The organism is Streptomyces sp. NPDC026377, from assembly GCF_055567715.1.
This window is the reverse complement of sequence record NZ_JBVHPV010000006.1, coordinates 160,077-181,669: the sequence shown is the minus strand read 5'-3', so window position 1 is coordinate 181,669 and position 21,593 is coordinate 160,077. Positions and strand designations below refer to the sequence as shown.

At 71.6% G+C, this 21,593-nt stretch carries 24 protein-coding genes; 18 read left to right on the top strand and 6 right to left on the bottom strand.

Annotated elements, in window-relative coordinates:
- Positions 1–8: 8 nt before the first annotated feature.
- Positions 9–584, top strand: coding sequence for a histidine phosphatase family protein (locus tag ACZ4MU_RS15430; RefSeq protein ID WP_467875907.1), 576 nt, complete (start codon positions 9–11; stop codon positions 582–584).
- A gap of 138 nt (positions 585–722) precedes the next feature.
- Here the strand turns inward: ACZ4MU_RS15430 and ACZ4MU_RS15425 are convergent, their stop codons facing one another.
- Complete coding sequence (locus tag ACZ4MU_RS15425; RefSeq protein WP_467875905.1) at positions 723–1,280, bottom strand: sugar O-acetyltransferase; 558 nt, start codon at positions 1,278–1,280, stop codon at positions 723–725.
- Positions 1,281–1,301: 21 nt separating this feature from the next.
- On the opposite strand from ACZ4MU_RS15425, the gene ACZ4MU_RS15420 reads away from it, so the two are divergent.
- Genes ACZ4MU_RS15420 through ACZ4MU_RS15395 form a run of 6 tightly spaced genes read left to right on the top strand, consistent with a single transcriptional unit; the run spans position 1,302 to position 6,420 of the window.
- Positions 1,302–1,529 carry a hypothetical protein gene (locus tag ACZ4MU_RS15420; RefSeq protein WP_467875903.1) on the top strand — a complete coding sequence of 76 codons (228 nt, stop codon included), beginning with the start codon at positions 1,302–1,304 and terminating at the stop codon, positions 1,527–1,529.
- A 45-nt stretch (positions 1,530–1,574) separates the two neighbouring features.
- Positions 1,575–2,606, top strand: a complete 1,032-nt coding sequence (argC, locus tag ACZ4MU_RS15415) for an N-acetyl-gamma-glutamyl-phosphate reductase (protein WP_467875902.1) — start codon at positions 1,575–1,577, stop codon at positions 2,604–2,606.
- Positions 2,603–3,760: a bifunctional glutamate N-acetyltransferase/amino-acid acetyltransferase ArgJ gene (argJ, locus tag ACZ4MU_RS15410; protein WP_467875899.1), complete on the top strand. Its 1,158-nt coding sequence runs from the start codon at positions 2,603–2,605 to the stop codon at positions 3,758–3,760. Before argC ends, argJ begins: the two co-directional genes overlap by 4 nt.
- Complete coding sequence (argB, locus tag ACZ4MU_RS15405) at positions 3,757–4,677, top strand: acetylglutamate kinase (RefSeq protein WP_467875897.1); 921 nt, start codon at positions 3,757–3,759, stop codon at positions 4,675–4,677. The genes argJ and argB overlap by 4 nt, the downstream gene beginning before the upstream one ends.
- A complete protein-coding gene (locus ACZ4MU_RS15400; RefSeq protein ID WP_467875895.1) occupies positions 4,674–5,873 on the top strand; it encodes an acetylornithine transaminase in 1,200 nt (399 codons plus the stop codon). Before argB ends, ACZ4MU_RS15400 begins: the two co-directional genes overlap by 4 nt.
- A gap of 7 nt (positions 5,874–5,880) precedes the next feature.
- On the top strand, positions 5,881–6,420 hold the full coding sequence (locus ACZ4MU_RS15395) for an arginine repressor (RefSeq protein WP_190089598.1): 540 nt from the start codon (positions 5,881–5,883) through the stop codon (positions 6,418–6,420).
- A gap of 13 nt (positions 6,421–6,433) precedes the next feature.
- On the opposite strand, the gene ACZ4MU_RS15390 is transcribed toward ACZ4MU_RS15395, so the two are convergent.
- Positions 6,434–7,144, bottom strand: coding sequence for a L,D-transpeptidase family protein (locus ACZ4MU_RS15390; protein ID WP_467876358.1), 711 nt, complete (start codon positions 7,142–7,144; stop codon positions 6,434–6,436).
- A 184-nt stretch (positions 7,145–7,328) separates the two neighbouring features.
- Here ACZ4MU_RS15390 and ACZ4MU_RS15385 point away from each other — a divergent pair, with 184 nt between their 5' ends.
- The 3 genes from ACZ4MU_RS15385 to lepB all read left to right on the top strand — a co-directional run bounded on the left by ACZ4MU_RS15385 (position 7,329) and on the right by lepB (position 11,053).
- Positions 7,329–8,522, top strand: a complete 1,194-nt coding sequence (locus tag ACZ4MU_RS15385) for an argininosuccinate synthase (protein WP_467875893.1) — start codon at positions 7,329–7,331, stop codon at positions 8,520–8,522.
- A gap of 83 nt (positions 8,523–8,605) precedes the next feature.
- Positions 8,606–10,033 carry an argininosuccinate lyase gene (argH, locus tag ACZ4MU_RS15380; protein ID WP_467875890.1) on the top strand — a complete coding sequence of 476 codons (1,428 nt, stop codon included), beginning with the start codon at positions 8,606–8,608 and terminating at the stop codon, positions 10,031–10,033.
- A gap of 120 nt (positions 10,034–10,153) precedes the next feature.
- A complete protein-coding gene (gene lepB / locus ACZ4MU_RS15375) occupies positions 10,154–11,053 on the top strand; it encodes a signal peptidase I (RefSeq protein ID WP_467875888.1) in 900 nt (299 codons plus the stop codon).
- A 64-nt stretch (positions 11,054–11,117) separates the two neighbouring features.
- On the opposite strand, the gene ACZ4MU_RS15370 is transcribed toward lepB, so the two are convergent.
- Positions 11,118–11,624 carry a DinB family protein gene (locus tag ACZ4MU_RS15370; RefSeq protein ID WP_467875886.1) on the bottom strand — a complete coding sequence of 169 codons (507 nt, stop codon included), beginning with the start codon at positions 11,622–11,624 and terminating at the stop codon, positions 11,118–11,120.
- Between the two features lie 115 nt (positions 11,625–11,739).
- Between ACZ4MU_RS15370 and ACZ4MU_RS15365 the strand changes: the two genes are divergently transcribed.
- Both ACZ4MU_RS15365 and ACZ4MU_RS15360 read left to right on the top strand, forming a co-directional pair.
- A complete protein-coding gene (locus tag ACZ4MU_RS15365; RefSeq protein ID WP_467875883.1) occupies positions 11,740–12,291 on the top strand; it encodes a TetR/AcrR family transcriptional regulator in 552 nt (183 codons plus the stop codon).
- The gene (locus ACZ4MU_RS15360) at positions 12,288–13,832 is read left to right on the top strand and encodes an MFS transporter (RefSeq protein WP_467875881.1); all 1,545 of its coding nucleotides are present in this window, start codon (positions 12,288–12,290) and stop codon (positions 13,830–13,832) included. Before ACZ4MU_RS15365 ends, ACZ4MU_RS15360 begins: the two co-directional genes overlap by 4 nt.
- Before the next feature lie 246 nt (positions 13,833–14,078).
- Here ACZ4MU_RS15360 and ACZ4MU_RS15355 read toward each other — a convergent pair whose 3' ends face one another.
- On the bottom strand, positions 14,079–14,750 hold the full coding sequence (locus tag ACZ4MU_RS15355; RefSeq protein WP_358836723.1) for a lysophospholipid acyltransferase family protein: 672 nt from the start codon (positions 14,748–14,750) through the stop codon (positions 14,079–14,081).
- Between the two features lie 262 nt (positions 14,751–15,012).
- Here ACZ4MU_RS15355 and ACZ4MU_RS15350 point away from each other — a divergent pair, with 262 nt between their 5' ends.
- From ACZ4MU_RS15350 to ACZ4MU_RS15340, 3 genes are all read left to right on the top strand, one after another.
- Positions 15,013–16,188 carry a glycerophosphodiester phosphodiesterase gene (locus tag ACZ4MU_RS15350; RefSeq protein WP_467875878.1) on the top strand — a complete coding sequence of 392 codons (1,176 nt, stop codon included), beginning with the start codon at positions 15,013–15,015 and terminating at the stop codon, positions 16,186–16,188.
- 82 nt (positions 16,189–16,270) lie between these two features.
- Entirely contained in the window at positions 16,271–16,765 is a 495-nt protein-coding gene (locus tag ACZ4MU_RS15345; RefSeq protein ID WP_467875876.1) for a sigma-70 RNA polymerase sigma factor region 4 domain-containing protein, read from the top strand.
- A gap of 36 nt (positions 16,766–16,801) precedes the next feature.
- Positions 16,802–17,305 carry a GNAT family N-acetyltransferase gene (locus ACZ4MU_RS15340; protein WP_467875874.1) on the top strand — a complete coding sequence of 168 codons (504 nt, stop codon included), beginning with the start codon at positions 16,802–16,804 and terminating at the stop codon, positions 17,303–17,305.
- A gap of 174 nt (positions 17,306–17,479) precedes the next feature.
- Here ACZ4MU_RS15340 and ACZ4MU_RS15335 read toward each other — a convergent pair whose 3' ends face one another.
- Both ACZ4MU_RS15335 and ACZ4MU_RS15330 read right to left on the bottom strand, forming a co-directional pair.
- Positions 17,480–17,923 carry a hypothetical protein gene (locus ACZ4MU_RS15335; RefSeq protein ID WP_467875872.1) on the bottom strand — a complete coding sequence of 148 codons (444 nt, stop codon included), beginning with the start codon at positions 17,921–17,923 and terminating at the stop codon, positions 17,480–17,482.
- Positions 17,920–18,279 carry a hypothetical protein gene (locus ACZ4MU_RS15330; protein ID WP_467875870.1) on the bottom strand — a complete coding sequence of 120 codons (360 nt, stop codon included), beginning with the start codon at positions 18,277–18,279 and terminating at the stop codon, positions 17,920–17,922. Before ACZ4MU_RS15330 ends, ACZ4MU_RS15335 begins: the two co-directional genes overlap by 4 nt.
- A 549-nt stretch (positions 18,280–18,828) precedes the next feature.
- Here ACZ4MU_RS15330 and ACZ4MU_RS15325 point away from each other — a divergent pair.
- The 3 genes from ACZ4MU_RS15325 (at position 18,829) to ACZ4MU_RS15315 (ending at position 21,553) form a co-directional block, all read left to right on the top strand.
- Positions 18,829–19,953, top strand: coding sequence for a methionine ABC transporter ATP-binding protein (locus tag ACZ4MU_RS15325; protein ID WP_467875867.1), 1,125 nt, complete (start codon positions 18,829–18,831; stop codon positions 19,951–19,953).
- The gene (locus ACZ4MU_RS15320) at positions 19,950–20,618 is read left to right on the top strand and encodes a methionine ABC transporter permease (RefSeq protein WP_467875864.1); all 669 of its coding nucleotides are present in this window, start codon (positions 19,950–19,952) and stop codon (positions 20,616–20,618) included. Before ACZ4MU_RS15325 ends, ACZ4MU_RS15320 begins: the two co-directional genes overlap by 4 nt.
- Positions 20,619–20,689: 71 nt before the next feature.
- A complete protein-coding gene (locus tag ACZ4MU_RS15315; protein WP_467875862.1) occupies positions 20,690–21,553 on the top strand; it encodes a MetQ/NlpA family ABC transporter substrate-binding protein in 864 nt (287 codons plus the stop codon).
- Positions 21,554–21,593: the final 40 nt, after the last annotated feature.

Below are 21,593 nucleotides of genomic sequence, written 5' to 3'. Positions count from 1 at the left end.
TCACGGCCATGACGGTCCGGCTGACGATGGTCGCGGCGGCGCGCTGCTCGGCGCTGCCGGTCGAACGCTTCGCCGACGACCGCCCGCTCGACGGGGCGGCCCGGCACGAGGTCGCGCTCGCCGCGCCCTCCCTGGTGCCGCTGGGCGCGGCCGAGCTGCGCTACTGCTCGCCGACCGCGCGCAGCCGGGCCACCGGGGAGGCCCTGGGGTACGCGCCGATGGTCCAGCCCGCGCTGCGCGACTGCGACATGGGCCGCTGGCGCGGCTACACCCTGGCCGAGGTCGCGTCCCGGGAGCCCGAGGCCGTCGACGCCTGGCTCGCGGACCCGCGCGCGGCCCCGCACGGCGGTGAGCCGCTGCTCGGCTTCATCGCACGGATAGGGGCGTGGCTGGACACCCGGCCCGCCGAGGACGGCGCGATGGTCGCGGTGGCCGAGCCCTCCGTCGTCCGGGCGGCGCTGGTGTACACCCTGAACGCACCCCCGGCGGCGTACTGGAACGTCGACGTCCGGCCGCTGTCCACGGTGACGTTGACGGGTGGGGCGCGGGGATGGCATCTGAGTCTGCTGAATTTCGCGGGGTAGCCGTTGCCCCGGGGTTCGTCTGCGGGCGGTGGTGGGTTGCTCGCCCCGTTCCCCGTTCCCCGTTCCCCGCGCCCCTTGCCGTGCCCGGACTTCGTCTGCCGGTCGTGGTGGGGTGCTCGCGCCCCTTCCCGGGTGGCGTCAGCCGAGTTGTCGTATCACCCTTGCCGGGTTGCCCACCGCCAGTACCCCGTCCGGCAGGTCGCGGGTCACCACCGATCCCGCCCCCACCACCGTGTTCGCTCCGATGCTCACGCCGGGGCAGACGATCACCCCGCCGCCCAGCCACACGTTGTCCCCGATGGTCACCGGCTCGGCCTTCTCCCACCCCTGGCGGCGCCGTTCGGCGTCCAGTTCGTGCGTGGGGGTGAGGAGCTGGACGTTCGGCCCGATCTGGGCGTCCCGGCCGACCGTGATCCGGCCGGTGTCCAGGAACACCGCGCCGAAGTTCACGAACGTACCGGCGCCGATGCTGATGTTGTACCCGAAGTCGCAGTGGAACGGCGGCCGGACGCGTACGGACGGGTCGACCGCGCCCAGCAACTCGGCCAGCAGGGCGTGCCGTTCGGCGGGCGGGGCCCCGGCCGCCGCGTTGTAGGCGGCGCACCGCGCGATCCGGCGCTCGGTGTCGGCGGCCAGCTCGGGGTCGTCGGGCAGGTACCACTCGCCGGCCAGCATGAGCCGCTTGTTCTCACCCACGGGAGCTCCTCCTCGTCCTCGGTGACGAAGCATCTCACCGCCGCCGCAGGGCAGTTCGGCGACCCGCCCCCCTGCCCTGTCGTCGGGGACCTCGCGCACACCGGGCGGATCGCCGTCCTGGCCGGACCCGGCCCGCGCGACCGGACCCGGGCGGCGGTGTTCGCGTACATGACGGGGCTGGTGCGGCCGAGGGGGTACCGCCGGGGTGGCGAGGGGCAGGAGCCGGTCGACGACAGGACTTTTGCATAAAACTGCATAGCTGCGTATAGTCATGCCATCGACGAGGAGGCTTCGATGGCGGTACGAGCGGCAGTGGCCGGGGCGAGCGGGTATGCGGGCGGGGAACTGCTGCGGCTGCTCCTCGCGCACCCGGACGTCGAGATCGGCGCCCTGACCGGGAACACCAACGCCGGACAGCGGCTCGGCGCGCTCCAGCCGCATCTGCTGCCGCTGGCCGGACGCGTCCTGGAGCCCACCACCGCCGAGGCGCTGGCGCGCGACCACGACGTGGTGTTCCTGGCGCTGCCGCACGGTCGGTCCGCCGCCGTCGCCGAGCAGCTCGGCGCGGACGTCCTGGTCGTGGACATGGGCGCGGACTTCCGGCTGGAGGACCCCGCCGACTGGGAGGCGTTCTACGGCTCGCCGCACGCCGGGACCTGGCCCTACGGGCTGCCGGAACTGCCGGGCGGGCGCGCCGCGCTGGAGGGGGCCCGGCGCATCGCGGTCCCCGGCTGCTACCCGACCGCCGTGTCGCTGGCGCTCTTCCCCGCGTACGAGAGCGGCATCGCCGAGCCCGAGGCCGTGATCGTCGCCGCCTCCGGCACCTCCGGCGCGGGCAAGGCGGCCAAGCCGCATCTGCTCGGCAGCGAGGTCATGGGGTCGATGTCGCCGTACGGCGTGGGCGGCGGGCACCGCCACACCCCCGAGATGGTCCAGAACCTCAGCGCGGCCGCCGGGGAGCGCGTCACCGTCTCCTTCACGCCGACCCTCGCCCCCATGCCCCGCGGCATCCTCGCCACCTGCTCCGCCAGGGCGAAGCCGTCGGTCACCGGGGAGGCGGTGCGGGCGGTGTACCAGAAGGCGTTCGCCGACGAGCCGTTCGTCCATCTGCTGCCCGAGGGGCAGTGGCCCGCCACCGCGTCGGTGTACGGCTCCAACGCCGCGCAGATCCAGGTGGCGTACGACGAGAGCGCCCACCGGATCGTGGTGGTCGCCGCCATCGACAACCTGACCAAGGGCACCGCGGGCGCCGCGGTGCAGAGCATGAACATCGCCCTGGGACTTCACGAGACCCTGGGCCTGACCACGACAGGAGTTGCGCCGTGAGCGTGACGGCAGCCAAGGGATTCACGGCGGCGGGCATCGCCGCCGGGATCAAGGAGAACGGCAACCCGGACCTGGCCCTCGTGGTCAACCACGGGCCGCGCCGCGCCGCCGCGGGCGTCTTCACCTCCAACCGCGTCAAGGCCGCCCCCGTCCTGTGGTCCGAGCAGGTCCTCAAGGGCGGCGCGGTCACCGCCGTCGTCCTCAACTCCGGTGGCGCCAATGCCTGTACGGGCCCCAAGGGCTTCCAGGACACCCACGCGACCGCAGAGAAGGCCGCCGAGGTCCTCGACGGGCACAGCGCGGGCGAGGTCGCCGTCGCCTCCACCGGGCTCATCGGCGTGACCCTGCCCATGGACAAGCTGCTGCCGGGCATCGAGAAGGCCGCGGCCGAGCTCTCCGCGCACGGCGGCGAGAAGGCGGCCATCGCCATCAAGACGACCGACACCGTCCACAAGACGTCCGTCGTGACCAAGGACGGCTGGACCGTGGGCGGCATGGCCAAGGGCGCCGGGATGCTCGCCCCGGGCCTGGCCACCATGCTCGTCGTCCTCACCACCGACGCCGACCTGGACGCCCCCGTCCTGGACCGCGCCCTGCGCGATGCCACCCGGACCACCTTCGACCGGGTCGACTCCGACGGCTGCATGTCCACCAACGACACCGTGCTGCTGCTGGCCTCCGGCGCCTCGGAGACCGCCCCCCGGTACGCGGAGTTCGCCGAGGCGGTACGGACCGTCTGCGACGACCTCGCCCGGCAGCTCATCGGGGACGCCGAGGGCGCCAGCAAGGACATCCGCATCGAGGTCGTGAACGCGGCGAGCGAGGAGGACGCCGTCGAGGTCGGACGCTCCATCGCCCGCAACAACCTCCTCAAGTGCGCCATCCACGGCGAGGACCCCAACTGGGGCCGGGTGCTGTCCGCCATCGGCACCACCAGGGCCGCCTTCGACCCGGACCGCCTCAACGTCGCCATCAACGGCGTCTGGGTGTGCAAGAACGGTTCGGTGGGCGAGGACCGCGACCTCGTCGACATGCGCTACCGGGAGGTCCGCATCACCGCCGACCTCGCCGCCGGGTCCGCCGAGCCCGTCGTGATCTGGGCCAACGACCTCACCGCCGACTACGTCCACGAGAACAGCGCGTACAGCTCATGAGCACGCGAAAGCACACCGCGCTCCCCAAGGCGCGCATCCTCATCGAGGCGCTGCCGTGGCTGACCCGCCACCACGGCAGGACCGTCGTCATCAAGTTCGGCGGCAACGCCATGGTCGACGAGGCGCTCAAGGCCGCCTTCGCCCAGGACGTCGTCTTCCTGCGGCACGCCGGGCTCAAGCCCGTCGTGGTGCACGGCGGCGGCCCCCAGATCAGCGCCCAGCTCGACCGGCACGGCCTGGTCAGCGAGTTCAAGGCGGGCCTGCGCGTCACCACGCCGGAGGCCATGGACGTCGTACGGATGGTGCTCGCCGGGCAGGTCCAGCGCGAGCTCGTCGGGCTGCTCAACCAGCACGGCCCGCTGGCCGTCGGGATGACCGGCGAGGACGCCCACACCATCACCGCCACCCAGCACCGGCCCGAGATCGACGGCGAGCTCGTCGACATCGGACGGGTCGGTGAGATCACCGCGATCGACACCGGTGCCATCGAGGCGCTGCTGGAGGACGGCCGGATCCCGGTCATCTCCTCGATCGCCCGCTCCCAGGACGACGGACATGTCTACAACGTCAATGCTGATACGGCGGCTGCGGCTCTTGCGGCTGCGCTGGGCGCCGAAACCCTGATGGTCCTGACCGACGTCGAGGGCCTGTACGAGGACTGGCCGCACAGCGACGAGGTCATCAGCAGGCTCACCGCCCGGCAGCTGGAGAAGCTGCTGCCCGACCTCTCCAGCGGCATGGTCCCCAAGATGGAGGGCTGTCTGTTCGCGGTGCGCAACGGCGTCACCACCGCGCGCGTGATCGACGGGCGCGTCCCGCACTCCATCCTTCTCGAGATCTTCACCGACGAGGGCATCGGCACGATGGTCGTGCCCGACGATCAGCGGCCCGACGACCAGCAGGGGGAAGCACAGTGACCGGTCAGGAACTGGCCCAGCGCTGGCAGCGGGTCATGACGGACAACTACGGCACGCCGAAACTGGCGCTGGTGCGCGGCGCGGGCGCCAAGGTGTGGGACGCCGACGGCACCGAGTACACCGACTTCGTCGGCGGCATCGCGGTCAACGCCCTCGGCCACGGCCACCCGGCCGTCGTCGAGGCGGTCTCCCGCCAGATCGCCACGCTCGGCCACGTCTCCAACCTGTTCGTCGCCGAGCCGCCGGTGGCGCTCGCCGAGCGGCTGATCGAGCTGTTCGGCCGGCCGGGCCGGGTCTTCTTCTGCAACTCCGGCGCCGAGGCCAACGAGGCCGCCTTCAAGATCGGGCGGCTGACCGGCCGGGGCCACATGGTCGCCACCGAAGGCGGCTTCCACGGCCGCACGATGGGCGCGCTCGCCCTCACCGGCCAGCCCAAGAAGCAGGAGCCCTTCCTGCCCCTGCCCGGCGATGTGACGCATGTGCCGTACGGGGACGTCGAGGCGCTGCGGCAAGCGGTCACCGAGAACACCGCGCTGGTCGTCATCGAGCCCATCCAGGGCGAGAACGGCGTGGTCGTCCCGCCCCCGGGCTATCTGCGGGCGGCCCGGGAAATCACCGCGGCCACCGGCACGCTCCTCGTCCTGGACGAGGTGCAGACCGGCATCGGCCGCACCGGCGCCTGGTTCGAGTACCAGCGGCACGAGGGCGTCCTGCCCGACCTCGTCACCCTCGCCAAGGGGCTCGGCGGCGGTCTGCCCATCGGCGCCACCGTCGCCTTCGGCCCGGCCGCCGAGCTGCTGACGCCCGGTCAGCACGGCACCACCTTCGGCGGGAACCCGGTGGCGTGCGCGGCCGGACTCGCCGTCCTGGACACGCTCGCCGCCGACGGAGCCCTCGACCGCGTGAAGCGGCTGGGCGAGCGGCTGCGGGGCGGAATCGAGGCGCTGGCACACCCACTGGTCTCCCACGTCCGTGGCGCGGGGCTGCTGCTGGGTATCGTGCTCACCGAGGCCGTCGCCGCCAAGGTGCAGCGGGCGGCCCAGGATGCCGGATTCCTGGTCAACGCGCCCGCCCCCGATGTCGTACGGCTCATGCCGCCGCTGATCATCGGTGACGCGGAGGTGGACGCGTTCCTCCAGTCGCTGCCCGGTGTCCTCGACGCGAGCAATAACGGGGACGGACGATCCGGAGAATGAGACGACGATGACCGACGAGGCGCAGGACCAAGAGCTCGGCGGCCCCGCCGTACCGCAGACCCGCACCGCCCGCCACCGACGGATCGTGGACATCCTCAACCGGCAGCCGGTGCGGTCCCAGAGCCAGCTCGCCAAGCTGCTCGCGGACGACGGGCTGAGCGTCACCCAGGCGACGCTCTCGCGCGACCTCGACGAGCTGGGCGCGGTGAAGATCCGCAACACCGGCGGCGAGCTGATCTACGCGGTGCCCAGCGAGGGCGGCTTCCGCACGCCCAAGGCGCCCCTCGGCGAGTCGGCCAAGGAGGAGCGGATGCGCCGGCTCTCCGCGGAGCTGCTGATCTCCGCGGAGGCCTCCGCCAACCTGGTGGTGCTGCGGACGCCGCCGGGCGCCGCCCAGTTCCTCGCCTCGGCCATCGACCAGGCCGAGCTGCACGACATCCTCGGCACGATCGCGGGCGACGACACCCTGATGCTCATCAGCCGCGACCCGGCCGGCGGCCAGGCCCTCGCGGACCATCTGCTGCGCCTGGCACAGAACGACCGCTAGGGCCCGCCGGGGCTCAGTAACGCGTGATCGCGGTCGGCCCGGACGCCGTGCCGATCGCGATGTGGGGGTGCTTGGCGGGGTCCGCCCAGGCCAGGATGGCGGCCATCGCGTCCGCCGGGACCGAGACGCAACCGGCCGTCGCCCCCTTCCCGTTGACGTGCAGGAAGATCCCCGCACCCCGCCCGCGCACCGGCTGGTCGTAGTTGAACCCGACCACCAGGGCGCGGGCGTACTGCGTGGGGTAGGCGGTGATCTGCTCGGACTCGCTCGCCCGGCAGTCCGCGGGCAGCCCCTCCACCCAGCGGTTGTACGCCTGCGAGGCGGTGTCCTCGCACCACCAGGACTTCGCCGTGGCGCGACGGTAGGTGAACTTCGTCCCCTGGGGCGCGGCCGTGGTGCCGAACGCGTACGGCAGGTCGTACAGGCCGGTCGGGGTCGTGTTGGTGCCCTGGGTGCGGGTGGTCCCCTCGACCAGGCCCTTGGCGCCGAACCTCGCCTCGGCCCCGCCCACCGCCACCCACAGCGGCCCGCGTCTGTCCCACCAGGTCACCCGGCCCGTGGTGGAGCCGGGCGAGGGCGCCTCCGCGGTGATCAGCTGGGTGCCGCCGCCGGTGTCGGACATCCGGTTGGGCAGGTTCGGCGAGTGGAAGGGGCGGGAGTCGGCCGTCGCGGCCGGGGCCGCGAGCGCGAGCAGGGCCGCACCGAGTGCGAGAGCGGTACGCATCATGCCCGTGACCGTACGCGGCCCGCCCGTTGACGTCCTGCCGGGGGCCCGAACCGTTACCCCGGTCGCGTGGCACGCGTTCTCCTGATGCCCCCCCGCGGTCCCCTTCCGTCCCCTCGTTGACAAAACATACGGACCACTGCATAGTTATACCCATCACCGAATGCACCGTAAGGAGAAACCCGTGACCGAGCGCGTCGTACTCGCCTACTCGGGCGGTCTGGACACCTCCGTCGCCATCGGCTGGATCGCCGAGGAGACGGGCGCCGAGGTCATCGCCGTTGCCGTGGACGTCGGCCAGGGCGGCGAGGACCTGGACGTCATCCGCAAGCGCGCGCTCGCCTGCGGTGCCGTGGAGGCCGAGGTCGCGGATGCCCGTGACGAGTTCGCCGACGAGTACTGCCTCCCGGCGATCAAGGCCAACGCCCTGTACATGGACCGCTATCCGCTGGTCTCGGCGCTCTCCCGGCCCACCATCGTCAAGCACCTGGTGGCCGCGGCCAGGAAGCACGGCGCCACCACGGTCGCCCACGGCTGCACCGGCAAGGGCAACGACCAGGTGCGGTTCGAGGCCGGTATCGCGGCCCTGGGCCCGGACCTGAAGTGCATCGCCCCGGTCCGCGACTACGCGATGACCCGGGACAAGGCGATCGCCTTCTGCGAGGCCAAGAACCTCCCCATCGCCACCACCAAGAAGTCGCCGTACTCGATCGACCAGAACGTCTTCGGGCGCGCGGTCGAGACCGGCTTCCTGGAGGACATCTGGAACGCGCCGATCGAGGACATCTACGAGTACACCTCGAACCCGGCCGAGCCCCGCGAGGCCGACGAGGTCGTCATCTCCTTCAAGGAGGGCGTGCCCGTGGCCCTCGACGGCAGGCCCGTCACCGTCCTCCAGGCGATCCAGCAGCTCAACGAGCGGGCCGGCGCCCAGGGCATCGGCCGGATCGACATGGTCGAGGACCGGCTCGTGGGCATCAAGTCCCGTGAGGTGTACGAGGCGCCCGGCGCGATCGCGCTGATCACCGCCCACCAGGAGCTGGAGAACGTCACCGTCGAGCGCGAACTGGCCCGCTACAAGCGGCAGGTCGAGCAGCGCTGGGGCGAGATGGTCTACGACGGCCTGTGGTTCTCCCCGCTCAAGCGCGCCCTGGACGGCTTCATCAACGAGGCCAACCAGCACGTCACCGGCGACATCCGGATGACCCTGCACGGCGGCCGCGCCGTCGTCACCGGCCGGAAGTCCGAGGAGTCGCTCTACGACTTCAACCTCGCCACCTACGACTCGGGCGACACCTTCGACCAGTCCAAGGCGCAGGGCTTCATCGAGATCTTCGGACTCTCCTCGAAGATCGCCGCCAAGCGCGACCTGGCGTAACGGCGACGCGTTGTCCATGCCGCCTCCCCGTCTCCGCGGCGGGGAGGCGGCGGCATACCCACCCCTTGTGAGGAGCAGCAGCTGTGAGCAGCAACAACGGTGACGTCCGGCTCTGGGGCGGCCGGTTCGCCGACGGACCCGCCGAGGCGCTGGCGAAGCTGTCCGCGTCGGTCCACTTCGACTGGCGCCTCGCGCCGTACGACATCGCCGGCTCCCGCGCCCACGCGCGCGTGCTGCACAAGGCGGGCCTGCTCACGGCCGACGAGCTCCAGCGGATGACCGCGGGTCTGGACCTGCTGGAGGCGGACGTCGCGAGCGGCGCCTTCACCGGCACCATCGCCGACGAGGACGTGCACACCGCCCTGGAGCGGGGCCTGCTGGAGCGGCTCGGCCCCGACCTCGGCGGCAAGCTGCGGGCCGGCCGCTCCCGCAACGACCAGGTCGCCACCCTCTTCCGGATGTACCTGCGCGACCACGCCAGGATCATCGGCGGCCTGATCGCCGAGCTCCAGGACGCGCTGGTGGGCCTCGCCGAGGCGCACGGGGACGTGGCGATGCCCGGCCGCACCCACCTCCAGCACGCCCAGCCCGTCCTCTTCGCCCACCACGTCCTGGCCCACGTCCAGTCCCTGTCCCGGGACGCCGAGCGGCTGCGGCAGTGGGACGAGCGCACCGCGGTCTCGCCGTACGGCTCGGGCGCGCTCGCGGGCAGCAGCCTCGGCCTCGACCCGGAGGCGGTCGCCGCCGACCTCGGCTTCGAGCGCGGCAGCGCGGCCAACTCCATCGACGGCACGGCCTCCCGCGACTTCGTGGCGGAGTTCGCCTTCATCACCGCGATGATCGGCGTGAACCTCTCGCGGATCGCCGAGGAGATCATCATCTGGAACACGAAGGAGTTCTCCTTCGTCACCCTGCACGACGCCTTCTCCACCGGCTCCTCGATCATGCCGCAGAAGAAGAACCCGGACATCGCGGAGCTCGCGCGCGGCAAGTCCGGACGGCTGATCGGCAATCTGACCGGTCTGATGGCGACCCTGAAGGCGTTGCCGCTCGCGTACAACCGTGACCTCCAGGAGGACAAGGAGCCGGTCTTCGACTCCTGCGACCAGCTGGAGGTGCTGCTGCCCGCGTTCACCGGGATGATGGCGACGCTCACCGTCAACCGGGAGCGCATGGAGGAGCTGGCGCCCGCGGGCTTCTCGCTCGCCACGGACATCGCGGAGTGGCTGGTCAGGCAAGGCGTGCCGTTCCGGGTGGCGCACGAGGTCGCGGGGGAGTGCGTCAAGGTCTGCGAGACGCGGGGCATCGAGCTCGACGAGCTCACCGACGAGCAGTTCGCCGAGATCTCCGAGCATCTGACGCCCGAGGTGCGGACCGTCCTGAACGTCCCCGGCGCCCTCGCCTCCCGAGACGGCCGCGGCGGCACCGCCCCCTCGGCCGTCGCCGTCCAGCTCGCCGAGGTCAAGGCCGACCTGGCCGTCCAGCACGCCTGGGCCGGCGCCCGTACATGAGATACCGGTGCGGGGTGTGCGCGCCGCGCATGCCCCGTACGGATGGAGTGCGCCGCCGATGTCGATCAGCGGCGCCCTTTTCGTGCGACCATGGTCCCTTCGGCGGTGAGGGAGTGGGACGTGGGGGACGTGGCGGTCGGCGCGCAAGAAGGACACGGGGACGCCGAGCGGCCCCGGGAGCCCGGGGGGACGGCGGCGCCCGGGGCAGCGACCGAAACGGCAGCGGACGAAACGGCCGACACCGGCGCCGAGCCGGCCGGGCCCAAGCCCCGGCAGCGCTCCTTCTGGAAGGAGCTGCCGCTGCTCATCGGCATCGCGCTGATCCTCGCGCTGCTGATCAAGACGTTCCTGGTGCAGGCGTTCTCCATCCCCTCGGACTCGATGCAGAACACGCTCCAGCGCGGTGACCGGGTCCTGGTGGACAAGCTGACCCCGTGGTTCGGCTCCGAGCCGGAGCGCGGCGAGGTCGTCGTCTTCCACGACCCGGGCAACTGGCTCGACGGCGAGCCCACCCCGCAGCCCAACGCCGTCCAGAAGGTGCTCAGCTTCGTCGGGCTGATGCCCTCCGCCGAGGAGAAGGACCTGATCAAGCGGGTCGTCGCGGTCGGCGGGGACACCGTGGAGTGCAAGGGCACCGGCCCTCTCAAGGTCAACGGCAAGGCCCTGGACGAACCGTATGTCTTCGCCGGGAACACCCCGTGCAGCGCCGACCAGGAGAGCCAGTTCAAGATCACTGTCCCCCGGGGCCGGATCTGGGTGATGGGCGACCACCGGCAGAACTCGGCGGACTCCCGCTACCACCGCGACCAGCCGGGCGGCGGCTCGGTGCCGGTCGACAAGGTCGTGGGGCGCGCGCTCGTCGTCGCCTGGCCCGTCAACCGCTGGGAGGCGCTGTCGGTGCCGAGCACCTTCGGGCAGCCGGGCATCGGCACGGCCGCCTCGGCGGCGCCCGCCGCGCTCGGCCTGCTCGGCGCGGCCCCGGTCGTGCTGCTGCGCAGGCGCAGGCGCGCCAGGCGCTGAGGGGTTTCGCCAGGGAAGGGCCGGGCCGTCCGACCGGACGGCCCGGCCCTTCACCGTGCGCGCCCTAGGCGCCGACCACCCCGTCGATCCCCTCGCGCAGGAAGTCGGCGTGGCCGTTGTGGCGGGCGTACTCCAGCAGGACGTGCACCATCACGAGCCGCAGCGAGACATCCGTGCCCCACCGGGCGTTGTGCGCGACCACGTCCAGCGACTCGGCCTCGCGCTCGATGCGCCGGGAGTGCTCGACCTCCGCCTGCCAGCGGGCGAACGCGTCCGCGCGGGTGGCGCCGCTCGCGTCGTACGCCACCTGGTAGTCGTTCACGTCCGAGTAGACCAGCGTGATGTCCTCGGCACCCACCACCCTGCGGAACCAGGTCCGCTCCACCTCGGCCATATGGCGGACGAGGCCGAGCAGCGAGAGCGTCGAGGGCGGCATGGAGGTGGTGCGCAGCTCCTCGTCGGTCAGGCCCTCGCACTTCATGGCGAGCGTGGCCCGGTGGTAGTCGAGGAAGCCGCGCAGCGTCTCGCGCTCATCGGCGAGCAGGGGCGGCGAGGGGCGGTCGTCGGTCATGACGGGGTCCTTCCGGGGGCGTGGGCGGGCGACCGCCACGCTAGTGATCCACAAGCCGCGAGTCGACAGCATTTCGAATGAGACGCCAATGTCTCATTCGGGTTATGGTTGTCTCATGACTGTGGACCGTGACCAGGTGCTGCGTACGGCGGCCGCCCTGCTCTCCCGCAAGGCCACCGCCACGATGGACGAGGTGGCGCGCGCCGCCGGTATCGGGCGCGCCACCTTGCACCGGCACTTCGCCGGACGTGACGCGCTGGTCAGGGCGCTGGAGAACTTCGGCATCGAGCAGTTCGAGGACGCCCTGGACGCGGCCCGGCTGGACGAGGGGCCCGCGCCCGACGCGCTGCGCCGCCTGATCGCCGAGGTCGAGCCCGCCGCCGGACTGCTCGCCTTCCTGGTCACCGAGAACCAGCTCTTCGAGGGCGACCGGATGAACGAGGGCTGGGACCGGCTCGACGCGCGCGTCTGCGCGCTCTTCCGGCGCGGCCAGGAGCAGGGCGACTTCCGGATCGACCTGACCCCGGCGTGGCTCACCGAGGCCCTCTACGGCCTGATCGGCACCTGCGCCTGGGCCGTCCAGGTCGGCCGGGTCGCCGGCAACGACTTCCAGCACATGATCGTCGAGTTGCTGCTCGGCGGAGCGCGACGGAGCGTGGAGAAATGACCAGTACCACTTCCCGGGCCGAGTCCGTGCACGAGGCACGCCAGCCGGGCCGCTGGCTCGCGCTGGCCGTGCTCGTCCTGGCGGTGCTCCTGGTGGCCGTCGACGCGACGGTCCTGGGCCTGGCCACGCCCTTCCTCAGCGAGGACCTCAAGCCCTCGGGGACGCAGCTGCTGTGGATCGGCGACGTCTACTCGTTCGTCATCGCGGGTCTGCTCGTCTCCATGGGCAGCCTCGGCGACCGGATCGGCCGCAAGCGGCTGCTGCTGTGCGGCGCGGTGGCCTTCGGCGCGGTCTCGGTCCTCAACGCGTACGCCTCCAGCCCCGAGATGATGATCGCGGCGCGGGCGCTGCTCGGTGTGGCGGGCGCGACGCTGATGCCGTCCACGCTGGCGCTGATCCGGAACATCTTCCACGACCCGCGCGAGCGCAGCGTCGCCGTCGGCATCTGGGGCGCGGCCGCCTCGGCGGGCGCCGCCGTGGGACCCGTCGTCGGCGGCTTCCTGCTGGAGAACTTCTGGTGGGGCTCGGTGTTCCTGATCAACCTGCCCGTGATGGCGGTGCTGGTACTCGTCGGCATCAAGCTGCTGCCCGAGTCGCGCGACCCCAGCCCGGGCCCCTGGGACCTCGGCAGCGTGCTGCTGTCGCTGGTGGGCATGGTCGCGGTGGTGTACGCGGTGAAGGAGGCGGCGGTCAACGGCTTCACGTGGGAGATCGCCGCGGCGGCCGCGGTGGGTGTGCTGGCCCTGGTCTGGTTCGTACGCCGCCAGCTCACCCTGGAGTCGCCGCTGCTGGACATGCGGCTCTTCCACCACCGGGGTTTCTCCGGCGCGGTCCTGGCCGACCTGCTGACCATCCTCGGCCTGTCCGGGCTGGTCTTCTTCCTCTCCCAGTTCCTCCAACTGGTCCAGGTCCGCTCGCCGTTGGAGGCCGGTCTGATCGAACTGCCCGCGGCCGTCGGCGCGGTGGGCGCCGGTCTCGCGGCGGGGTACGTGGCGCGCCGGGCCTCGGTGCGCAGCGCGGTGGCCGGGGGACTGGCGGCGGTGGGCGCGGCGCTGGCGGCCTGTATGGCGGTGTCGGCCGACACCGGGGTCGTGGCGCTAGGCATCGCGCTGTTCGTGGGCGGCCTCGGCGCCGGACTCGCCTTCACGGTCACCGCCGACGTCATCCTCTCCAGTGTGCCGAAGGAGCAGGCGGGGGCGGCCTCCGCGGTCTCCGAGACGGCGTACGAGCTGGGCGCGGCCCTCGGCATCGCGCTGCTCGGCTCGGTGGTCACGGGGATCTACCGGGACTTCACGGCTCCCGAGGGCCTGCCCTCGGGGGTGTCCGACGCGGCCCACGACTCGCTCGGCGGCGCGGTCGACGCGGCGGCCCGGCTCCCCGCCGAGCAGGCGGCCCCCATGCTGAGCGCGGCCCGGGAGGCCTTCACGGACGGCTTCCAGACGGCGGCGGCGGTGGGGAGCGCGGTGCTGTTCGCGACGGCGGTGGCGGCGTGGTTTCTGCTGCGGGGGCAGCGCCTGGAGGAGGGGTTGGAGCACCCGTAGGCCGGCCGGGGGTGCGCCTCGCCGTCGGCCCGGGCCACGGACGCCCAGGGGCGCGGGGGTGCGGGCTCGGCCCCGTGTTGCCCAGGGGTGCGGGGAACTGCGCGCTCAGCCCAGGACGGCCCGCAGCCGACGGACTGCGTGAGTCCCGGCTGCGGGCCGTCTGTGGCTGGTCGCGCGGTTCCCCGCGCCCCTGAAGGCTCGGCCGCCGCGCGGCCTTCGCCCCCGCGCCCCTCAAGGGCTCGGCGGCTACGCCGCCTTCGCCTTCGTGGCGTACATGTCCACGTACTCCTGCCCGGAGAGCCGCATGACCTCCGCCATGACCGAGTCCGTGACGGCCCGCAGCACATAGCGGTCCCGGTCCATGCCCTCGTACCGCGAGAACTCCATCGGCTCGCCGAAGCGGACCGTCACCTTGCCGGGGCGCGGCAGACCGGCGCCGCCCGGCTGGATCTTGTCCGTGCCGATCATCGCGAACGGCACGACCGGCGCGCCGGTCATCAGGGTCAGCCGGGCGATACCGGTGCGGCCCCGGTAGAGGCGGCCGTCGGGGGAGCGGGTGCCCTCCGGGTAGATGCTGAAGACCTTGCCCTCCTCCAGCACCTGGCGGCCCGTCATCAGCGCCGCGACACCGCCGTGGCCGCCGTCGCGGTTGACCGGGATCATGCCGACGCCGCTGAAGAACCAGGCCATCAGACGGCCCTTCAGGCCCTTGCCCGTGACGTACTCGTCCTTGCCGATGAAGTACACCGGACGGTCCAGGCACACCGGCATGATCATCGAGTCGATGAAGGTCAGATGGTTGCCCGCGAGGATGACCGGACCCGTCCCGGGGATGTTCTCGACGCCCTCCACCTGCGGACGGAACATCAGGCGCATGATCGGTCCGAGCACTGCCTTGATGAGCGCGAGTCGGGACAACGCTTTCCTCCGGTGTCGTGGGCTGACGGGTCCGCGCGATTGAGGTCCGCGCAGGTGAGGACGATACTCGCGGGCCGCGTCTGATCGCACATCGGGTCACGGAGCGGATACGCGATGTTGACATGTGTTTGCGCCATGTTCCGCCCTGATTGGCCGAAGGGGCTCCCCCGATTAAGGGGGATACGCCTACGCTCGTCCCCTCCCGTTGACAGGTGCGGGACAGAGGACAGGCGTGGCACACACCACTTCACAAGGAGCGTTCATGACACAGGGTGAGCGGATGAGCCCCGGGCGGCGCACCGTGCTCGGCGCGGCGGTTCTGGGCACGGCGGCCACCGGGCTGCCCGCCGCGACCGCGAGCGCGCGGCCCCGGGGGAGCGCCGGGGCGCACCGCCACGGCTCGTACCGGGACCTGCCGGTGCCGTATGTGATCGGGCACCGCGGCACCGCCGGATACCGTCCCGAGCACACCCTCGGCTCCTACCGGCACGCCCTGGACCTCGGCGCCCACGTCATCGAGCAGGACCTCGTGCCCACCAGGGACGGGCACCTGGTCTGCCGTCACGAGAACGACATCACCGCCACGACCGACGTCGCCGACCGCCGCGAGTTCGCGGGGCGCAAGGCCACCAAGACCATCGACGGCGCCGCCGTCACCGGCTGGTTCACCGAGGACTTCACGCTCGCCGAGCTGAAGACCCTGCGGGCCAAGGAGCGCCTGCCCGGCGTACGTCAGCGCAACACGCTCTACGACGGGCGCTGGTCCGTTCCCACCTTCGAGGAGGTCCTCCAGTGGGCCGAGCGCGAGGAGCGCCGCCTCGGCCGCCGGATCTGGCTGCACACCGAGACCAAGCACCCCACGTACTTCCGCGGCATCGGCCTGCCCCTGGAGGACCGGGTGGCACGGCTGCTGCGCCGCTACGGGCGCCACCGCGCCGACTCCCCGCAGTTCCTCCAGTCGTTCGAGCCGAGCAGCATCCAGCGGCTGAGCCGGCTGGTGGACACCCCGTCGGTGGTCCTGCTCTCCGGAACCGGCACCAGGCCGTGGGACTTCGTGGCGGGCGGCGACCCGCGCACCACCGACGATCTCATCAAGCCCGAGGGCCTGCGATGGATCGCCTCGTTCGCGCAGGGCATCGGCCCGACCCTGGACCTGATCATCCCCAAGGACAGGGATGGCCGGCTCACAGAGCCGACCACGCTGGTCCGGGACGCCCACGCGCAGGGGCTCGTCCTGCACCCGTACACGATGCGCAACGAGAACACCTTCCTGCCCGCCGACTTCCGGCGCGGCACCGACCCCAACGCCTACGGGGACGTGTTCGGGGCGCTGCGGACCTACTTCGCCACCGGGATCGACGCGGTGTTCTCCGACAACGCGGACACCGCGCTGCTCGCCGCGGCGGACTTCAGGGCCGGGCACCCCCACCACGGCTAGTACGGGCGTACGGATTTTCACGTACGGGTGACATACGGCCGCCGTCGAAACCGCCTCCGGCGGCGGCCGCGTCCCGCCCGGCATGGACCTCGTCAAAGAGCTGAGCCCGCTGCTGGCCGCCGAGGCCGCCGCGGAGGCCCCCGGTGCCGGAGTCGACCCCGCCGACCTCGAACAGGACGTCTGGGTGCGGCTCCTCGAAAGCCGTCCGGCGGACCCCGTGCCCTGGGTGCGCTGGGCCGTTCGGGCGGAAGTCAGAAGGGCCCGCCGCCGGGCCCGGCGGGAGCTGCCGTTCGCCGCGGAACCGGCCGCCGACCCGGAAGCGGGCCCGGAACGCACGGCTTTGAGCGAGGAGCTGAGCCGTGCTCTGCGTACGGCCGTGGCCAGGACTCCGGGGAACTGCCCCCGTCTGCTGACCGCACTTCTGTCGCCCGGCGACCCCACTTACCGAGAAATCGCAGGGGAGTTGGATATCTCACAGGGGAGTCTGGGGCCGATGCGTTCCCGTTGCCTGGGATGCCTGCGCAGAATGCTCGCGGCGGAGGTTGCGGCTCCAGGCCCGCGGGGAATGGAGCGTTAGACAACCGGTGGACGGGTGAGCGGAAGGCATGCACACATGGGCATGAGCGTGACCATCTCTGCGGCGCGTGAGGGGGACTGCGAGCAGATCCTCAAGCTTCAGTACCTCTGCTACCAGAGCGAGGCGGAGCTCTACGGCGACTACTCCATCGAACCGCTCACCCAGACCCTCGACGGCCTGCGCAGCGAGCTCGGCGACGGGTACGCGCTGGTGGCGCGGCTCGGGGACGAGGTGGTCGCCTCGGTCAGAGGCAGCGTGGACGCCTCGGGCACCGGCCGGATCGGCAAGCTGATCGTGCACCCGAGGATGCAGGGGCACGGTCTGGGCAGCCGGCTGCTGAGCGCCATAGAGGAGCACTTCGCCGGGCAGCTGTCGGCCAAGCGGTTCCGGCTCTTCACCGGCCACCGCAGCGAGTCCAGCCTGCGGCTCTACCGCAAGCACGGCTACGCGCCGGTCTCCACCGAGGCGGCCGGCCCGAAGCTGTCGGTCATCACCCTGGAGAAGGACGCGGCCGCCCGGCAGTTCGTCGCCAGCGCGTAGCGCTCCACGGGATGCGGTGACCTTTCGGCTGCGGACCGTGCTGGGTTGCTCGCGCAGTTCCCCGCGCCCCTTGAATGCCCCCTTCGGGGCGCCCGGGGGATTGCCGCGCAGCGGCCTTTCAGGGGCGCGGGGAACCGCGCGACCGGCCAGATGCGGTCCGCGGACAGAGCACCTTCAGGCGGTGGCCCTGTTACGCCGCAGCCACACCATGCCCAGCACGGGCAGGATCACCGGGATGAGGAGATATCCGGCACCGTAGTCCGACCAGACCGTGGCATCGGGGAACGCGGACGGGTCCGCGAGCGTCCAGGTGCCCACGGTCAGGACGAAGACCAGCTCGGCGGCGCAGCACACCAGCGCCGTGCGCCGCAGCCGCTCGCCGCCGCGCACCAGCGAGAAGGTGATGAACCCGTACACCACGGCGGCCACCGCCGACAGGACGTACGCCAGCGGTGCCTTGCCGAAGTCCTGGACGATCTGGACGATCGAGCGGGAGGCGGCGGCGACGGTGAACACCCCGTAGAACCAGACCAGCACCCGGCCGGGGCCGCTGCCCAGGCTCTTGCGGCCGGACGTGTCGCGCTCGGTGGACCTGGTGGTCGGCTCGGTCACGGTCACCCTCCCCAGATGTCGTAGAGACGCACTTCGAGCACCGCGAGCACCACCGCGCCGGCCGAGACCGTCACCGAGCCCCACTTGGTCCGCTCGCTCAGCGACAGCAGACCGGCCGCCGGGACGGCCGCGAACGAGCCCACCAGATAGGCGAGGAAGATCGCCACGCCCTGCTCGGGCCGCTCGCCGCGCCCCAGCTGCACCAGGCCGACCACCAGCTGCGCGAGGGCGAGCACGGAGACCACGGCCATGCCGATGAAGTGCCAGTCCTTGGTCGGCTGGTCCCGGTAGGCGGCGAAGCCGCACCAGGCGGCGAGGGCGAGCGCGGCGGCGGCGACCGCGACCGTCAGGGCGTCAAGCATGGGAACGAGCGTATTACGGGCCGAAGCCCCCCACGCGCCCGCCCCGGGCGCGCCCGGCCGGCCCCCGCGTCCCACCGTGGCCTTGGCCACAGAGCGCCCGGGGGGAAGGGGCGCGGCGGCGGTCTCCCCGTGACACCGCAATCGTGCGTATCGGCCCAGGCCAGGGCGGGGGGGACGGCGCTGACCTGGGGTCTTCGCCGTCCCACGTGGCGCTGCGGTGGCGTCCGGATGGCGGGCGAATGCTGTCCGCTATACGGACAGCGTGGATCGGCTCTTACGACCTTCTGCTTTACTTCACGCATGACCACGACGAGCAGCCGCACCCTTGCGACCGAGGCGATGAACGCGCCCGGTGCTCGTTGTATGTGTCGAATGTGCGCCTTCTGAGGGCCCCCGCCTGAGCCTCGCGCCCCGAAGCGAGACCCATGAGCCATGCCCGCGCACGCCATGCCTCCCGGTTACCACCGATGTGGCTGTGACGCGTCCCGAACACGATTGCCCCGTGCCCGGCGGACACCGCGCCGCGCACTCGACAGTGACGGAAATCCTGTGATCACCACTACGGGCCTCACCAAGGTCTACCAGTCGCGCGGCCGCGAGGTCACCGCCCTGGACGGCGTAGATCTCCATGTCCGCGAGGGCGAGGTCTTCGGCGTCATCGGCCAGAGCGGCGCCGGCAAGTCCTCCCTCATCCGCTGCGTCAACCTCCTGGAGCGGCCGACCACCGGCACGGTGACCGTCGACGGCGTCGACCTCACCGCCCTCGCCGGGCGCGGCCGGCGCGCCGGCAAGGAGCTGCGCCGGGCGCGCAGCCGCATCGGAATGGTCTTCCAGCACTTCAACCTGCTCTCGGCGCGGACCGTGCAGGGCAACATCGAGCTGCCCCTGGAGATCCTCGGCGTCTCCGGCAAGGAGCGCTCCCGCAAGGCCCTCGAACTCCTCGACCTGGTCGGCCTCGCCGACAAGGCCAGGGCCTACCCCGCCCAGCTCTCCGGCGGCCAGAAGCAGCGCGTGGGCATCGCCCGGGCGCTGGCCGGCGACCCCAAGGTGCTGCTCTCCGACGAGGCGACCAGCGCCCTCGACCCGGAGACCACCCGCTCCATCCTCCAGCTGCTGCGCGACCTCAACCAGCAGCTCGGCCTCACCGTCCTGCTCATCACCCACGAGATGGACGTCGTCAAGACGGTCTGCGACTCGGCCGCGCTGATGAAGCGGGGCCGGATCGTCGAGTCCGGCACCGTCGGCGAACTCCTCGCCACCCCCGGCTCCGAACTCGCCGCCGAGCTGTTCCCGGTGACCGGCGAGGCCACGGGCCCCGAGCGGACCGTCATCGACGTGACCTTCCACGGCGAGGCCGCGACCCGGCCGGTCATCTCGCAGCTGTCGCGCACGTACAACGTCGACATCTCGATCCTCGGCGCCGCGATGGACACCGTCGGCGGCCGGCAGATCGGCCGGATGCGCATCGAGCTGCCCGGGCGGTACGAGGAGAACGTCGTCCCGGTCGGCTTCCTGCGCGAGCAGGGCCTCCAGGTCGACGTGGTCGAGGCCGAAACCGCAGAAACCGCAGAAACCGCCGAAGCCGCAGAAACCGCCCAAGACACGACCGCGGCCGAAGCGGACATCCCGGAGCAGGCGCAGCCCGCCGCACTGGTCGAGGAAGGTGCCAAGTGAACTGGTCCGAGATGCAGCCCCTGCTGTCCCAGGGAACCGTCGACACCCTCTACATGGTGCTCTGGTCCAGCCTGGTCACCGTCGCGGGGGGACTGCCGCTGGGGGTGCTGCTGGTCCTCACCGACAAGGGCGGCCTCCTGCAGAACCGCCCGGTGAACAAGGTCATCGGCGTGATCGTGAACATCGGCCGCTCGATGCCGTTCATCATCCTGCTGATCGCGCTGATCCCCTTCACCACCTGGGTGGTCGGCACCTTCATCGGCCCCACCGCGATGATCGTGCCGCTCGCCGTCGGCGCCATCCCGTTCTTCGCCCGGCTCGTCGAGACCGCGATCCGCGAGGTCGACCACGGGCTGGTCGAGGCCGTCCAGTCGATGGGCGGCTCCATCCCGACCATCGTGCGCAAGGTGCTGCTCCCGCAGGCCCTGCCCTCGCTGATCGCCGCGCTCACCACCACCGTGATCACCCTGGTCAGCTACTCGGCCATGGCCGGCGCGGTCGGCGGCGAGGGCCTCGGGTCCAAGGCCATCACCTACGGCTTCCAGCGCTTCGAGACCCCGTTCATGCTCGTCACCGTCGGTGTGCTCATCGCCATCGTCACGGTGGTCCAGCTGATCGGCGACGGCGCGGTGCGCCTGCTGGCCCGCCGGGGCCGCACCTCCTGACCTCCTCTCCACCCCGAGCCCGCACTCCTTGTCCGGGCGACCCACCGCACCACCAGAAAGAGGCACTTTTCGTGCGTAAGAACATCAAGCTCACCGCGGCCGCCGCCGCCACCGCCGCGCTCGCCCTCGGCCTGACCGCCTGCGGCACCTCCTCCGACCCGAAGTCCTCGTCGGCCAAGGGCGCTTCGGCCGACCCCGCCCAGGCGCTCGTCGTCGCGGCCTCCCCGACCCCGCACGCCGACATCCTCGACTTCGTCAAGAAGAACCTGGCGCAGAAGGCCGGACTCAAGCTGGAGGTCAAGGAGTTCACGGACTACGTCCTGCCGAACACCGCCACCCAGCAGGGCCAGGTCGACGCCAACTTCTTCCAGCACAAGCCGTACCTGGACGACTTCAACCAGAAGAACCACACCACCATCGTGCCGGTGGTCAACGTGGAGCTGGAGCCGCTCGGCCTCTACTCCAAGAAGGTCAAGTCCGCGAAGGAGATCACCTCCGGCCAGACGGTCGCGGTGCCCAACGACACCACCAACGAGGGCCGGGCGCTCCAGCTGCTCGCGGGCAACGGCCTGATCACCCTCAAGGACGGCGTCGGCACCTCCGCCAAGCTCTCCGACATCAAGGACAGCAAGGGCCTGAAGTTCAAGGAGATCGAGGCCGCCACGCTGCCCCGCGCCCTGAACGACGTGGACGCCGCGGTCATCAACGGCAACTACGCCATCGAGGCCAAGCTCAGCCCGGCCAAGGACGCGCTCGTCCTGGAGAAGGCGGAGGGCAACCCGTACGCCAACTTCCTCGCCGTCAAGAAGGGCAACGAGGCCGACCCGAGGATTAAGAAGCTCGCCGAGCTCCTCAACTCCCCCGAGGTCAAGAAGTTCATCCAGGACAAGTACCAGGGCTCGGTCGTCCCGGCCTTCGGCGCCGTCAAGTCCTGACCCCAGCCGGTCAGTTCCGGTCACTGTCCGAGGGCCCCGC